This window comes from Undibacterium sp. Jales W-56 (assembly GCF_025548535.1).
Lineage (GTDB): Bacteria > Pseudomonadota > Gammaproteobacteria > Burkholderiales > Burkholderiaceae_D > Undibacterium.
The window spans coordinates 48,727-62,209 of record NZ_JAJLQW010000010.1 but is presented as its reverse complement, the minus strand read 5'-3'; the positions used below and the strand labels follow the sequence as shown (position 1 = coordinate 62,209).

Genomic DNA, 13,483 nt, shown 5'->3' with positions numbered 1-13,483 from the left:
CTGGGTGTGCATCGTTATTTTCGGCGCCGTTGTCGGCGGGTTCGGGGGTGGCCATGGCTGTGTTGCTCGCGGTCGGGCTTGTAGGGGTCGCCTCAGAAAACGGAAAATAAAGCACGCTAAGCCGGTTGCAGCGGTCGTAGCGGCCTGAATTTGCCCGCGCCGATCTTGGCGCTGCTGCGCCAGAGGTAATCTCCGGTCAGGTTGATGTGCTCCCAGCCCAGTGGCGACAGGTACTGCAACAGCGCCTCATCGACGGCGTGGCCGTTGCCACGCAAGGCATGCGCTGCGCGCTCCAGGTAGACCGTGTTCCACAACACGACAGCCGCCGTCACCAAGTTGAGGCCGCTGGCACGGTAGCGCTGCTGCTCAAAGCTGCGGTCACGGATTTCGCCCAGCCGGTTGAAGAACACCGCCCTGGCCAGCGCGTTGCGGGCTTCGCCCTTGTTCAGCCCGGCATGGACGCGGCGGCGCAGCTCGACGCTTTGCAGCCAGTCCAAGATGAACAGCGTGCGCTCGATGCGCCCCAGCTCGCGCAAGGCTACGGCCAAGCCATTCTGGCGCGGATAGCTGCCGAGCTTGCGCAACATCAGCGAGGCCGTCACCGTGCCCTGTTTGATCGAGGTGGCCAGCCGCAGGATTTCATCCCAATGGGCGCGGACATGCTTGATGTTGAGCGTGCCACCAATCATCGGCTTGAGGGCATCATAGGTGGTTTCGCCCTTGGGAATGTAGAGCTTGGTGTCGCCCAGGTCGCGGATGCGCGGCGCGAAACGGAAGCCCAACAGGTGCATCAAGGCGAAGACGTGATCGGTGAAGCCCGCCGTGTCTGTGTAGTGTTCCTCGATGCGCAGGTCGGACTCGTGGTACAGCAGACCATCGAGCACGTAGGTCGAGTCGCGCACGCCGACATTGACCACCTTAGTATGAAACGGCGCGTACTGGTCGGAGATGTGGGTGTAGAACGTCCGCCCTGGGCTGCTGCCATATTTTGGATTGATGTGTCCGGTGCTCTCGGCCTTGCTCCCTGTTCGGAAGTTCTGGCCGTCCGACGATGACGTAGTGCCATCGCCCCAATGCCCGGCGAACGGGTGCCGGAACTGGGCGTTCACCAGTTCGGCCAGCGCCGCCCCGTAGGTTTCGTCACGGGTATGCCAGGCTTGCAGCCAGGCGAGCTTGGCGTAGGTCGTTCCGGGGCAGGACTCGGCCATTTTCGTCAGCCCCAGGTTGATCGCGTCGGCCAGGATCGTGGTCAGCAACAGGTTCTTGTCCTTGGCCAGATCGCCCGATTTCAGGTGCGTGAAGTGGCGGGTGAAGCCCGTCCATTCATCGACTTCAAGCAGCAATTCTGTGATCTTGACGTGCGGCAGGATCATGGCCGTCTGGTCGATCAACGCTTGCGCAGTGTCCGGCACCGCCGCATCGAGCGGCGTGATTTTCAGGCCCGACTCTGTGAGGATGGCGTCCGGCAGATCGTTCGCCGCCGCCATGCGGTTGACCGTGGCGAGCTGCGCTTCCAGCAGCTCCAAGCGCTCGCTCAGGTACTGGTCGCAGTCGGTGGCCACGGCCAGCGGTAATTCACTGGACTGCTTGAGGCTGGCGAACTTCGCGGGCGGCACCAGGTAGTCCTCGAAGTCCTTGAACTGGCGCGAACCCTGCACCCAGATGTCGCCCGAGCGCAGGGAGTTCTTGAGTTCCGACAGGGCGCACAGTTCGTAGTAGCGCCGGTCGATTCCGGTGTCGGTCATTACCAGCTTCTGCCAGCGCGGCTTGATGAAGCCGGTCGGCGCATCGGCGGGCACCTTGCGGGCGTTGTCGGTGTTCATACCGCGCAGCACCTCAATGGCGTCGAGAACGTCCTTGGCAGCGGGCGCGGCCCGCAGCTTGAGCACGTCGAGGAATTCCGGCGCGTAGCGGCGCAAGGTGGAGTAACTCTCGCCGATGCGGTGCAGGAAATCGAAGTCATCGGGCTGCGCGAGCTTTTGCGCCTCGGTGACGCTCACAGCGAACGCATCCCAAGACATGACGGCCTCGATGGCGGCGAATGGGTCGCCGCCCGATTGTTTGGCGTCGATCAGCGCCTGGCCGATGCGCCCGTACAGGCGCACCTTGGCGTTGATGGCTTTGCCCGATGCCTGGAACTGCTGCTGATGCTTGTTCTTGGCGGCGTTGAACAGCTTGCCCAGGATGCGGTCGTGCAGGTCGATAATTTCGTCGGTGACGGTGGCCATGCCCTCAATGGCCACCGTCACCAAAGTAGCGTAGCGCCGCTGAGGCTCGAACTTGGCCAAGTCGGCGGGTGTCATCTGGCCGCCCTCGCGGGCGATCTTGAGCAGCCGGTTTTGATGAACCAGCCGCTCGATGCCGGTAGGCAGATCGAGCGCCTGCCAGGCTTTGAGGCGTTCGATGTGTTCCAGCATGTGGCGCGAGTTCGGTTTGACGGGCGACTGGCGCAACCAGGCCAGCCAGGTCGTCTTGCCGTTGTCTCGGCGTTTCAGCAGATCGTCGAGGCGGCGGCGATGCCCGGTCGTCAGCGGCTCGTACAGGGCTTCGTGGATGCGCCGGTTGGCGCGGGTGATGGCCTCGGCACTGGCACGCTCGATGGCGTTGAGTGCGGGCAAGATGATCGACTGCTGCCGCAAATGTTCGATCAAGGCATCGGCCAGTACGATGCCCTTGTCGGTCTGCATGGCCAGACCCGTCAATGTGTGAACGGCCTGCCGGTAGTGACTCATGGTGAACGGCTGGAAGCCGAACACAGTTTGCAGCTCGACGAGATGTTCGCGCCGAGTCTGTTCCCGCCGCTGCCCGTAATCGTTCCAGCTTTCAACACCGACCTTGAGCTGGTCGGCGACCAGTTTCAGCAAGGGCGGGAACGGCGGCTGATCGACGCCAAGGACAATGCCCGGAAAGCGGAGGTAGCATAGCTGCACCGCGAAGCCCAGCCGATTCGCAGGCCCGCGCCGCTGCCGGATGATCGAAAGGTCACTATCACTGAGTGAGTAATGCCGGATTAAATCGTCCTTGGTGTTCGGCAACGCCAGCAGGCTATCCCGCTCGGTGGCGGACAGAATGGAACGACGTGGCATGCTAATGATCCGTTCTCAAGTATTGATACAGGGTCTCCCGACTGACGCCAAACTCGCGGGCCAGCTTCGCCTTCTGCTCACCAGCGTTCGCGCGCTGACGCAGTTCGGCCGCACGCTCTGGCGATAGCGCTTTCTTGCGGCCCCGGTAGGCACCGCGCTGCTTGGCGAGCGCGATGCCCTCACGCTGCCTTTCGCGGATCAGGGCGCGCTCGAATTCGGCGAATGCACCCATCACGGACAGCATCAGATTCGCCATCGGCGAGTCCTCGCCGGTGAAGGTCAGGCATTCCTTGACGAACTCGATGCGTACGCCGCGCTTGGTGAGCATTTGCACCAGACGGCGCAAGTCATCGAGGTTGCGCGCCAGGCGATCCATGCTGTGCACCACCACGGTATCGCCTTCGCGCACGAAGGTCAGCAGCGTGTCGAGCCGCGGGCGCCGCGTATCTTTGCCCGAAGCCTTGTCGGTGAACACCTTGTCCACCTGGCTCTGTTCTAGCTGGCGTTCTGGGTTTTGGTCGAAGCTACTGACCCGCACGTACCCGATGCGTTGACCTTTCATGTGCGTCTCCTGCGCTAATGTGTCAAGAAAGAATCTATGAGCCTTTATTGAGTGTGTCAATAAAGGCTCAATAGGACTACATCCTGACGCATGTCGGACGCAATGCCTGACGCCTAGTTAGGGTATAGGTCAACTGGACAACGTGAACAGGCCAACGGCTTGGCGCACGATTTCCTTGTGCTTTCAGCTCGCTGCTGGCAACTTAACGGCCAGCACGTCGATTTTTTCGATGACGGGCGCATGAGCCAGCAGTTCAGACGCTTGTGCCATCAGTGCAGCGGCGATCGGCCCGGCCAGATGCGCGTCACGGCCCGCCTCGTCGGCGAAGGCGTCGAAGATGCCAAACGTCGACGGCGTGATCTTGAGCGCGAACCAGAGCGTGGTACCGGCCTCCCGCATGGCCAGCGGCAGTGCGCTCTTGAGAAATGCTTCGACGGCGGCTTCCTTGCCGGGTTTTGCGACCAGTGTGGCGCGAATAGCAAGCTTGACCATGATGTGTGTTCCTTGAGAGTTGTTGATGGAGGAACAAATCTTAGGCTCGAGCGGTAGCGGAGTATAGTGGCGGAATCGCCATTAATGATATATTATCCGCCATGCTCATCTATGTATTTGCCCTCAATGGGGTATTCGATATTGGCCTTGCGTCGCTGCTGGACGTCATCGGTACCGCCAACGAGTTGGGGCAGCGCGAGCAGTCTTCGTTGCAGCTAGACATGCGCCTAGTGGGAGTGCGCCAAGAGGTGCACACGGCGCAGGGGTTGAGCGTTCCCGTCACGCGGGTGACGGCCTTGCCCAGGCCCGATGTCGTGCTGCTCCCCGCACTGGGCAGCAAAATGCCGCAGCCTTTGTTAGCGGCGTTGACGCGTCCCGACGTCATCGAGGCTGGCACCTGGCTGCGGCAATGGGCCGCAGCAGGCGTGCATATTGGAGCCGCCTGCACCAGCACCTTCGTGCTGGCCGAAACCGGGCTGCTCGACGGACAAAGCGCGACCACATCCTGGTGGCTATCAGCGCTGTTTCATCAGCGCTATCCGCTGGTGGCGCTCGACGAATCACGGATGCTGGTTAATTCGCCCGGTTTCACCACGGCAGGCGCGGCGCTGGCCCATCTCGATCTGGGGCTGGGCGTGGTGCGTGGCCAGAGCCCAACGTTGGCCGCGCTATGCGCGCGCTACCTGCTAATCGAGCCGCGCGCGTCGCAAGCAGTGTTCATGATTGCCGATCAGGTAGCGCATGCCGACCCGATCGTCGAGCGCTTCGAACAGTGGGCCAGAGAGCGACTGGCCCTGGGCTTTTCGATGAGCGATGCCGCCCGCTCCGTGGGCAGCAGCGAACGGACGCTGGGACGGCGCCTGCAGGCCGTGCTGGGCAAGTCGCCGTTGACGTATTTCCAAGACTTGCGCGTGGAGCGCGCGGTGCACTTATTGCAGACGACCGAGGAAAGTATCGAGCGCATCGCCGGCTTGGTCGGCTATTCCGACGGCACGACCTTGCGCACCTTGTTGCGTCGCAAACTAGGTCGCGGCGTGCGTGCGCTGCGCGAGCGACATGGCTAAATAGCGCAGCTAAGCACAAAGCACGTCACGGCCCAGCGCAAATCCGGCTTAACGTGCTTTATTTTCCGTTTTCTGAGACGACCCCACCCACGCGGATGTTTTTCAACACCTTGCGCTGCGTCAGGTCAATCAGGTGAACGACATTGGCCACCTCGGATGTCACATAGGCCTGCTTCCCGTCTGGTGTCACAAAAACACCTTCGGGTTCACCACCCGTGGCCACATCAAACAACTTGGCTTTGGTCTGCAGGTCGTAGGCGGCGACCGTGTTCTCATCTTCAATGGAGACGTAGGCTGTCTTGCCGTCGGGGCTGAGGCCAAACATTTCAGGGCTATCGCCCAAGGGCACGGTACCCGTCATCTTGCCGCTGGCCGTATCCACCAGGCCAAGCTGGTTGCTGTCGCCACACACCACGTAGATCTGGCTGCCGTTGCTGTTGAACTTCATGTCGCGCGGGCGCTGACACACCTCTATGGCCGACTTTGACGCACCCTGGGTGTCAAAAACATATATCTTGTTGTCTTTTTCACTCGACACATAGACCCGGTCGGCAGGCGCTTGCGCCATGGCCAACTGAGCCCCCAAGGCCAAAATGCCCAGCGCCCAAGGGCGCAACAGGGAGCGCGTGTTGCGTGGCGAAACTGTCTTGGTGCGCCGCAGTGTTTGGAAAGTCATCGGTCAATCTCCTGTCGTTATGAATTGAATTGAGCTACTAGCTTGCTCGGCAAGCAACAAAGCAAAAACAATGCCGAATTTTCAGGCTCGAAATTTGCTTTATCTTGCTTTTTTGACATGCCACCCGTCAAAACATTGCATGGCCGACATCCTATGACCCACACAACGCAACCCCAACTGCTCCCCGACCTGCACGAACCGGTCAACCGTCGCGACTGGTTACGCTGGAGTTTAAGCACCGGAGCGGCTGGCGTGTTGGGGGCCAGCGTGGGGCTCACACCCCGCCATGCAAAGGCACAAACTGCCGCCACCTGGCCGCAGCGTCCCCTGCAACTCATCGTGCCCTGGCCTGCTGGCGGCGCCACCGATCTGACTTTGCGTTTGCTCTGCGAAGAAGTGGAGCCGCTGCTGGGCCAACGCGTGATCGTGGCCAACCGCCCGGGTGCCGCCGGCAGCCTGGTCGCCCCGGCCTTGAAAGCGGCCGAACCCGATGGCTACACGATTGGCCAAGTGCCCCTCACGGTCTACCGCCACGCGCTCATGAACCGCGTGACCTGGGACCCGGTGCAAGACCTGGCGCCCATCGTGCAGGTATCAGGCGTGACATTTGGATTGCTGGTGCCCGCAGCCAGCCCCTGGAAAAGCCTGGCCGACCTGCTGAACTGGGCCCGCCAGCACCCGGGCGAGCTGCTCATGGGCTCCACTGGCGTGGGCACGACCGCTCATCTGGCCATGGAAGAAATCTTGCTGGAACACAACATCAAGTATGTGCACGTGCCCTACAAAGGCACTGCCGACCAAATGCTGGCCGTTGCGGCCGAACAACTCATGGCGGGCGTGAACTCTACCGGCTTTGCCCCCTGGATCGACCAGGGCAAGATGCGCCTGCTGGCCATCTTCAGTGCCGAACGCAGCCCGCGCTGGCCCCAAGTGCCCACCCTGCGCGAACTCGGCTACCCGCGCTCGGTTTACACCTCGCCCTGGGGCCTGGCCGCACCCCGTGGCACGCCAGACGCCATCATCAAGAAGCTGCATGATGCCTTTCACAAAGCCATGCTCAGCGAACGCCACAAAGCGGCACTGGCCCGCTACGATCAGTCCCTGGACTACCTGGACACCCATGCCTACCAGCTCGCCATTGTGCAAACCGTGGAGCGTGAAAAAGCGCTGCTGCGGCGCATGAAACTGCTGGCCGCCCCCGCCAACTGAACGCCGAACGCAATGACCGACACCCTGTTGAACGCCGAAAACCTGCACAAATCGTATGGCAAGACCCACGCCCTGCAAGGCGTCAGCCTGCAATTGCGGGCGGGCGAAATGGTGGCGCTGCTGGGCCCTAACGGCGCCGGCAAGTCAACCCTGCTGCAACTGCTGACCGGCCTGTTCAGCCCAGACCAGGGCCGCATCGAGGTGCTGGGGCACGACCTGCGGCAACACGCCAGCCGCGCGCTGGCCGGGCTGGGGGTGGTGTTTCAGCAAAGCGCGCTGGACCTGGACCTGAGCGTGCGCGCCAACCTGCTGTTCCACACTGATTTGCACGGTTTGCCGCGTGCCGTGGCGCGTGAGCGCATTCAGGACGGTCTGGCCTTGATGGGTTTGACCGAACAAATCGATGCCGTCACCCGCGGGCTGTCTGGTGGTACGCGACGCAAGGTGGAGCTGGTGCGTGCCCTGCTGCACCAGCCCCGCGTGCTGCTGATGGACGAAGCCACCGTGGGACTGGACCCCGCCTCCCGGCAACAGCTGTTGACCGCCGTGCGCAGCCTCACAGCCCAACGGCAAGTCGGCGTGCTGTGGGCCACGCACCTGATTGAAGAAATCAAGGTGGCCGACCGGCTACTGCTGTTGCACCGCGGTGCCGTGCGCTTTGACGGCAGCATTGACACGTTCATGGCGCAGGCCGACGGCGATGACCTGCATGAAGAAGTGCTCAAACAACTCAAAGGCTGAGTGACCGACGGGGCAAGCACCGCGCCCACAAAGCAAAACCCCGACAGCGCTTGGCTGGCCGGGGTTTTTAACGCGCTTGAAGCGCTATGGGGTGTCAAAACGTCCTGTTTAGAAGGGTTATGTATACCTAAGTTTGTAAACTTCTAAATTTCCCCAGCAACAATGGGGCTTTTCTCAATAGGGAGAGCACTGAGAAAAAGTTTATGTAAACAAATGCCGACCGACCAACGAGGTTGTTTACAGTCCTCCACGAACCCGTGAAGCGTATAGGCTTGAATGGACAGGCAGGAACTATACAACTGGCAGATCAAGCTTGACACCGAAGTGCCCCGCATCCGCAGGTGAACGGTGCCACCCGCCGACTATCATTGCATCACACTTACAGACGATCTGCGCATGGCCCAATTGTTTTAATTGCTTTCGATAAAGGCGCGCATTCTGTCGCGACAGATACCCTACTCTCTGTCCTTCAATAGTCACTCGAACGGCTCGATTGTCATGCGGATTGGAATCCTCCAAGTAAAGGATGGCCTCTGTCACATACTCGGCGCCGTCCTCTGAGCGACCGCCACTGATGGCACCGCATGCACTCCTCCACAATGGCCCTGGTGGTGTGCCAGTCATCTGAGGCCGCATTCCAGCGAATTATCTCGTCGGGTGTGGTGTACGCCTCCCACACCCGTTCAATCGGGGCTCGTACGTTCGTCTCGACGGTGAGTTGCATAGCGGCTCTCTCCAGTTTGGTGGCAGCGGGTTGTTCACTGCCATTTGCGGGGGTGAACAGCAGATATTATCGTGCAAAGGCCTATTGTGACGTAGGCAGAAAGCGACACGGGCGGCGCTTGCCAGGCGCTGCGACCATCCTTCTGTGTTGCATTCCGCGTCCCGCTGTCATGCCTATGTCATACCGACGATCTACCATCCTTTCATGATCGATCTGTAGATCAAAGTTACTTATTGATTACATGATCGAATCAGCATGCCGGAAGGAGCCGCAGTTTGCCCTCCCGATTATTCGTTGGAAGACCTTGGAGCATCACCATGTTTGCAGAGCAGCAACGCGAATATCTCGACAAGGGATATACGAAGATTGAAAGCTTTTTCTCCGCGGAGGAAGTAGCGAAGATTCTTGAAGACGTCAAGCAAATTGAATTGGGAGCTATTGGCGTAGCTTCGGACAATGAGACTTACCAGTTCGAAAAGAAGAATGGCGAGACGACGAAGCTACTGCGTCGCGTCGAGAATCCTCACCTTTATTTCGATGCAATAGATTCTTTGGTCAGGTCGGAAAAAATCGTCGATTTGCTTCGGCATTTCCTGGGCGAAAACATCCGTTTGCACAATAGCAAAATCAACTTCAAGCCGCCATCAGGCGCGCCAGTCCAGTGGCATCAGGACTGGGCATTCTATCCCCACACAAACGATGATTTTCTTACTCTCGGAATTTTCCTCGACGAGACAAGTGAGAAAAATGGCGCGATGGCATGCTTGCCAGGCTCCCACAAAGGAAAAGTGTACGACCACCGGAACGTCGAGACGGGCGAGTTTTGCCACGCGATCTCTCGCTCCAACTGGGACGAAGCGCTCGACCCGACAGAAGGGGAGTTACTGACGGGACCCGTAGGAACTGTCACGTTGCATCACGTCCGGACCCTTCATGGTTCAGGCCCAAACCACTCAACGATCAGGCGGCGTTTTCTGCTCATCGGCTATGCCGCGGCTGATGCCTGGCCACTTCTGGGCTGTGGCAACTATGGGGATTATGAAAGCCTCATGGTCTCTGGCCGATCCACCGTATTCCCGCGCATGGTGGAACTCCCTTTGACTGTCCCGTATCCGTTGTCGATGTACGGTGATCGCATCTTTGAAAGTCAACGAGCTTTGACTCAAAAGTACTACTGAAGTCTTTAACTCACTGAGGTCATAATGCAAGTTTTTACTCTGTTTTCGAAATTCAAGAAGGCGTTAACGCGCGCCATTCTTGCCTTTATCGCCACAATCATAGTGTGCACACCCGCGCAGGCAGCTGAGGTTGTCAATGGTAAACTTCACCTGCGTTTTGCAATTGCGCCGATGCGTCCAACGCCTAGCCAGACCATCAAAGAGTTTGAGCCGATATTCAAGTATCTCGCCGACCAGCTCGGCGCGACCTATGAAATCGTCTCCCCGGAAAGCTGGGCGGCAATATCTGTGGCAATGACAAATGGCCATGTCGATGTGGGCTGGCTCGGACCCTGGGGCTATGTCTTGTCGAATAAAAAGGCCGGCACCGAAGTGCTTGCAATGGCCAAGTACCGCGGGAAGCCGTTCTACAAAGCCCTCATTGTCGGTCGCGCCGATCTGCCGATCAAAAAATGGCCCGAGGACGCGAAGGGTTTGAAGCTGTCACTCGGTGATCAGGGCAACACTTCTGGCTGGCTCATCCCGATGGCGTACTTCAAGAGCATCGGCATCGACCCTGCGAGCTATTTTGAATATCGTGAAGGTGCCTCGTTTGGCCAGAACGAATCACAGATTCAGCACGGACTGATCGACCTCGGATCCGATATGGATCGGGGCCGGAACGGGATGATCGAAGCGGGTCAAATCGATCCTTCGAAGTCCAAGATCGTGTGGGAATCCAGCAAGCTGCCGAACGACGCGATATCCGTGCCGAAGGATTTTGATCCTGCTCTGAAAGCGCGCATCACGGAAATACTGACGTCCTTGTCCGAAGAGAAAGCACAGTCGCTGATGGGCTCGGGCTATAACGGCTTCGTGAAGGCAAAGCACAGCGATTACAAGGTAATCGAAGACGCCGGCCGCATCCTGGGAAAACTATAAAGCACGAGGGGTCCGTTCTTGGATGAGGGCAGCGGACGACAAGGTGGACTGACGCACGCCAGCTCCTTGTCTCCGCTGCACGAACATACGGGCGCGCATCGCGATACCACAGAGGATGAACCAATGAATCAGCGAATCGAAGAAGTCATGCTGGCTAATGTCAAGAGGGACGTAGCCAGGAGAAAGCGGCATTTTGCAACGTCGGTCGTAGTACTCAGTTTGCTGGCAGTGGCCTGGTACGTGTGTCAGATAGAATTCCAGAAGCTAGGCGCCGGTTTACCGAGACTATGGTCATTCGTCGTGCAGATGTTTCCACCCGACCTGAGCGACCTGGACGTCATTCTAAAAGGGGCTGGCGAGACGCTCGCCATGGCGACGATTGGCACGATATTCGCCACAATCATGGCATTTCCGCTGGCACTCATGGCTGCGCGTAATACCTGTCCGAACAAGTGGACCTATCGGGTATCCCGCGCCATCCTGAACGCCAGCCGCGGCACGGAGACATTTGTCTATGCACTTGTATTTGTAGCAGCAGTGGGCTTCGGTCCGTTCTCCGGCGTACTGGCCATTACTTTCCACATGGTAGGGGCAATCGGCAAAATGTTTGCTGAAGCCATCGAGCCCGTTGACCAAGGGCCATTGGATGCGCTCGCCTTGACCGGTGCCAGCAGGGCAAAGATTATCCGCTACGGTCTGATCCCGGATGTTATGCCGCACCTGATCGCGAGCGTTCTATACATTTGGGAATTCAGTGTCAGAACGTCCACAGTACTGGGCATCGTAGGCGCAGGTGGAATTGGGCAGACCCTGAAAGATACTGTGGACTTGTTGGAATTCAACAAGATGATTACGGTACTGGCGGTTGTATTGCTGATGGTGTCGGCAATCGATTTCATCAGTGACCGGCTCAGGTACTTGATATTGGACACAAAACGCGAGGGATTCGAAACTCTCCCTGCGAATAACTGATTGCTTCACGTATTACTGGAAGGGCGGTTCGCAATGAAAGATGTAGCGTTGCAGTTAAAGAATGTCGGTAAGTCATACGGCAATAAAGTTGTCCTGGAATCGATTGACTTCGAAGTACGTCACGGCTCAATGGTTGCCTTGCTCGGCACAAGCGGGGCAGGGAAGTCGACGCTTTTCCGATGTCTCACTGGCCTTGAGCCGATTGACTCCGGTTCTATCGTGGCGCTCGGAGAATCCATACATGAACTGTCTCCGGCGCGTCTGCGGGCAGTACGTGGCCAGATCGGGTTCGTGTTCCAACAACTGCACCTGGTGAAAAGGTTCTCAGCACTCGAGAATGTATTGGGTGCGCGTCTGGCAGAGATGCCCATTTGGCGCGTCACATTGAAAAGCTTCAGCCGGGCTGACAAAGTGCTCGCGTTCGAATGTCTGGACCGGGTCGGCATGCTCGATTATGCAAACACGCCTACGCAACTGCTGTCAGGCGGTCAGCAACAGCGTATTGCGATAGCGCGAGCCTTGGCGCAGAAGCCCAAGATTATTATTGCGGACGAACCCGTCTCCAGCCTCGATCCGCTGACGGCGCGCTCGGTTCTGCAAACGCTGAAAGCCGCGGCTACAGATCTTAATGTCGCGGTCCTGTGCAGCCTGCACCAGGTAGACCTGGCACTTGAAGTGTCTGATCGAGTCGTGGGATTGCGGGATGGGCGAATCAGTTTGAATATGGCTAACCAACCTAATGATCAAGGCATGATGCAAAAGATACGATCCATTTATCAGCAGCGTGCCGTACACAGCGACAGAGACGAGCCGTTGCAGCGGCATGTCGCGTAGTTCGTTCCTCAGAGGTCCCATGAAACCAAGAATCGTAACAACGCATCGAATCCACCCTGACACGCTGGCCCTCCTTGAGACCGCCGCTGAAGTAATTTCCAATCAGTCCGATTCAACCATGTCGCGGGAAGAGGTACTGTTGCGCACCAATGATGCGGACGGGATGATGGTGTTTATGCCGGATAGCATAGATGCGGATTTTCTATCCGCGTGCCCCAATCTGAAGGTCATCGGCGCCGCGCTTAAAGGATATGACAACTTTGATGTCGAGGCATGTACCCGCCATGGGATTTGGTTTACGATTGTTCCTGATTTGCTTACGAGTCCCACAGCTGAACTAACGATTGGCCTGTTGCTGAGCATCACACGGAATATGCTGCAAGGTGATAATTACATTCGATCACGCCAGTTCAATGGTTGGACCCCGCGGTTTTATGGCACAGGTTTGACGGGTAAAACCGCCGGCATCATTGGGACGGGAGCGGTCGGGCGGGCGGTCGCAAAGCGGCTGGCCGCCTTCGATATGCAAATTCAGTACACGGATCCGCAGCCTTTGCCGCAAGAGTCGGAAAGGGCATGGAATGCGAGCAGAACATCGCTGGACCAGCTATTGGCGACAAGCGATTTCATCATTCCCATGCTGCCGATGTCGTCAGATACCCACCACACCATAAATGCTCGGGCATTAGACCGCATGAAGCCCGGTGCGTACCTCGTCAATGCCTGTCGCGGCTCCATCGTAGATGAGCGGGCCGTGGTGCATGCGCTTCGGACGGGGCATCTGGGCGGTTACGCCGCAGACGTCTTCGAGATGGAGGAATGGGCGCGTCCCGACAGGCCGCATTCTATTCCTGACGAATTGCTTGATCCTGCTTTACCCACATTCTTTACGCCTCACCTGGGTTCGGCGGTCAAATCGGTACGGATGGAAATCGAGCGTGAAGCCGCCCTCAGTATCCTCGAAGCGTTGCAAGGGCGCATTCCACGCGGAGCGGTCAACCATGTTGGAGCGGGGAGATGACTG

At 58.5% G+C, this 13,483-nt stretch carries 13 protein-coding genes; 8 read left to right on the top strand and 5 right to left on the bottom strand.

Going from position 1 to position 13,483, the window contains the following annotated elements; translation table 11 throughout:
• Window positions 1-116 precede the first annotated feature (116 nt).
• From LPB67_RS18910 to LPB67_RS18900, 3 genes are all read right to left on the bottom strand, one after another.
• Window positions 117-3,086, bottom strand: coding sequence for a Tn3 family transposase (locus LPB67_RS18910; RefSeq protein WP_034303874.1), 2,970 nt, complete (start codon window positions 3,084-3,086; stop codon window positions 117-119).
• Between the two features lies 1 nt (window position 3,087).
• Complete coding sequence (locus tag LPB67_RS18905) at window positions 3,088-3,648, bottom strand: recombinase family protein (protein ID WP_034303873.1); 561 nt, start codon at window positions 3,646-3,648, stop codon at window positions 3,088-3,090.
• A gap of 183 nt (window positions 3,649-3,831) precedes the next feature.
• Window positions 3,832-4,140 carry a putative quinol monooxygenase gene (locus LPB67_RS18900; protein ID WP_034303872.1) on the bottom strand — a complete coding sequence of 103 codons (309 nt, stop codon included), beginning with the start codon at window positions 4,138-4,140 and terminating at the stop codon, window positions 3,832-3,834.
• 101 nt (window positions 4,141-4,241) lie between these two features.
• Here LPB67_RS18900 and LPB67_RS18895 point away from each other — a divergent pair, with 101 nt between their 5' ends.
• Window positions 4,242-5,204, top strand: a complete 963-nt coding sequence (locus tag LPB67_RS18895) for a GlxA family transcriptional regulator (protein ID WP_034303871.1) — start codon at window positions 4,242-4,244, stop codon at window positions 5,202-5,204.
• Between the two features lie 58 nt (window positions 5,205-5,262).
• On the opposite strand, the gene LPB67_RS18890 is transcribed toward LPB67_RS18895, so the two are convergent.
• Window positions 5,263-5,880 carry a hypothetical protein gene (locus tag LPB67_RS18890; RefSeq protein ID WP_262838882.1) on the bottom strand — a complete coding sequence of 206 codons (618 nt, stop codon included), beginning with the start codon at window positions 5,878-5,880 and terminating at the stop codon, window positions 5,263-5,265.
• A 42-nt stretch (window positions 5,881-5,922) separates the two neighbouring features.
• Between LPB67_RS18890 and LPB67_RS18885 the strand changes: the two genes are divergently transcribed.
• Both LPB67_RS18885 and LPB67_RS18880 read left to right on the top strand, forming a co-directional pair.
• Entirely contained in the window at window positions 5,923-7,089 is a 1,167-nt protein-coding gene (locus LPB67_RS18885) for a Bug family tripartite tricarboxylate transporter substrate binding protein (RefSeq protein ID WP_262838881.1), read from the top strand.
• A 12-nt stretch (window positions 7,090-7,101) separates the two neighbouring features.
• Window positions 7,102-7,830, top strand: coding sequence for an ATP-binding cassette domain-containing protein (locus tag LPB67_RS18880; RefSeq protein ID WP_262838879.1), 729 nt, complete (start codon window positions 7,102-7,104; stop codon window positions 7,828-7,830).
• Between the two features lie 496 nt (window positions 7,831-8,326).
• Here LPB67_RS18880 and LPB67_RS18875 read toward each other — a convergent pair whose 3' ends face one another.
• Window positions 8,327-8,554: an SRPBCC domain-containing protein gene (locus LPB67_RS18875; RefSeq protein ID WP_121739573.1), complete on the bottom strand. Its 228-nt coding sequence runs from the start codon at window positions 8,552-8,554 to the stop codon at window positions 8,327-8,329.
• A gap of 317 nt (window positions 8,555-8,871) precedes the next feature.
• Between LPB67_RS18875 and LPB67_RS18870 the strand changes: the two genes are divergently transcribed.
• The 5 genes from LPB67_RS18870 (at window position 8,872) to LPB67_RS18850 (ending at window position 13,480) form a co-directional block, all read left to right on the top strand.
• The gene (locus LPB67_RS18870; protein WP_003118418.1) at window positions 8,872-9,732 is read left to right on the top strand and encodes a phytanoyl-CoA dioxygenase family protein; all 861 of its coding nucleotides are present in this window, start codon (window positions 8,872-8,874) and stop codon (window positions 9,730-9,732) included.
• A 24-nt stretch (window positions 9,733-9,756) separates the two neighbouring features.
• The gene (locus LPB67_RS18865) at window positions 9,757-10,653 is read left to right on the top strand and encodes a phosphate/phosphite/phosphonate ABC transporter substrate-binding protein (protein ID WP_262838877.1); all 897 of its coding nucleotides are present in this window, start codon (window positions 9,757-9,759) and stop codon (window positions 10,651-10,653) included.
• A gap of 123 nt (window positions 10,654-10,776) precedes the next feature.
• Entirely contained in the window at window positions 10,777-11,625 is an 849-nt protein-coding gene (gene phnE / locus LPB67_RS18860) for a phosphonate ABC transporter, permease protein PhnE (RefSeq protein ID WP_013743895.1), read from the top strand.
• Between the two features lie 33 nt (window positions 11,626-11,658).
• Window positions 11,659-12,459 carry a phosphonate ABC transporter ATP-binding protein gene (gene phnC / locus LPB67_RS18855; protein WP_041682765.1) on the top strand — a complete coding sequence of 267 codons (801 nt, stop codon included), beginning with the start codon at window positions 11,659-11,661 and terminating at the stop codon, window positions 12,457-12,459.
• A 19-nt stretch (window positions 12,460-12,478) separates the two neighbouring features.
• Window positions 12,479-13,480, top strand: a complete 1,002-nt coding sequence (locus LPB67_RS18850; protein WP_026485313.1) for a phosphonate dehydrogenase — start codon at window positions 12,479-12,481, stop codon at window positions 13,478-13,480.
• Window positions 13,481-13,483: the final 3 nt, after the last annotated feature.

Bases quoted from the DNA above. Each gene is read 5' to 3' on its own strand.
- phnE (WP_013743895.1), top strand. From the start codon at position 10,777: ATGAATCAGCGAATCGAAGAAGTCATGCTGGCTAATGTCAAGAGGGAC.
- LPB67_RS18865 (WP_262838877.1), top strand. From the start codon at position 9,757: ATGCAAGTTTTTACTCTGTTTTCGAAATTCAAGAAGGCGTTAACGCGC.
- phnC (WP_041682765.1), top strand. From the start codon at position 11,659: ATGAAAGATGTAGCGTTGCAGTTAAAGAATGTCGGTAAGTCATACGGC.
- LPB67_RS18900 (WP_034303872.1), bottom strand. From the start codon at position 4,140: ATGGTCAAGCTTGCTATTCGCGCCACACTGGTCGCAAAACCCGGCAAG.
- LPB67_RS18895 (WP_034303871.1), top strand. From the start codon at position 4,242: ATGCTCATCTATGTATTTGCCCTCAATGGGGTATTCGATATTGGCCTT.
- LPB67_RS18910 (WP_034303874.1), bottom strand. From the start codon at position 3,086: ATGCCACGTCGTTCCATTCTGTCCGCCACCGAGCGGGATAGCCTGCTG.
- LPB67_RS18850 (WP_026485313.1), top strand. From the start codon at position 12,479: ATGAAACCAAGAATCGTAACAACGCATCGAATCCACCCTGACACGCTG.
- LPB67_RS18875 (WP_121739573.1), bottom strand. From the start codon at position 8,554: ATGCAACTCACCGTCGAGACGAACGTACGAGCCCCGATTGAACGGGTG.
- LPB67_RS18880 (WP_262838879.1), top strand. From the start codon at position 7,102: ATGACCGACACCCTGTTGAACGCCGAAAACCTGCACAAATCGTATGGC.
- LPB67_RS18905 (WP_034303873.1), bottom strand. From the start codon at position 3,648: ATGAAAGGTCAACGCATCGGGTACGTGCGGGTCAGTAGCTTCGACCAA.
- LPB67_RS18890 (WP_262838882.1), bottom strand. From the start codon at position 5,880: ATGACTTTCCAAACACTGCGGCGCACCAAGACAGTTTCGCCACGCAAC.
- LPB67_RS18870 (WP_003118418.1), top strand. From the start codon at position 8,872: ATGTTTGCAGAGCAGCAACGCGAATATCTCGACAAGGGATATACGAAG.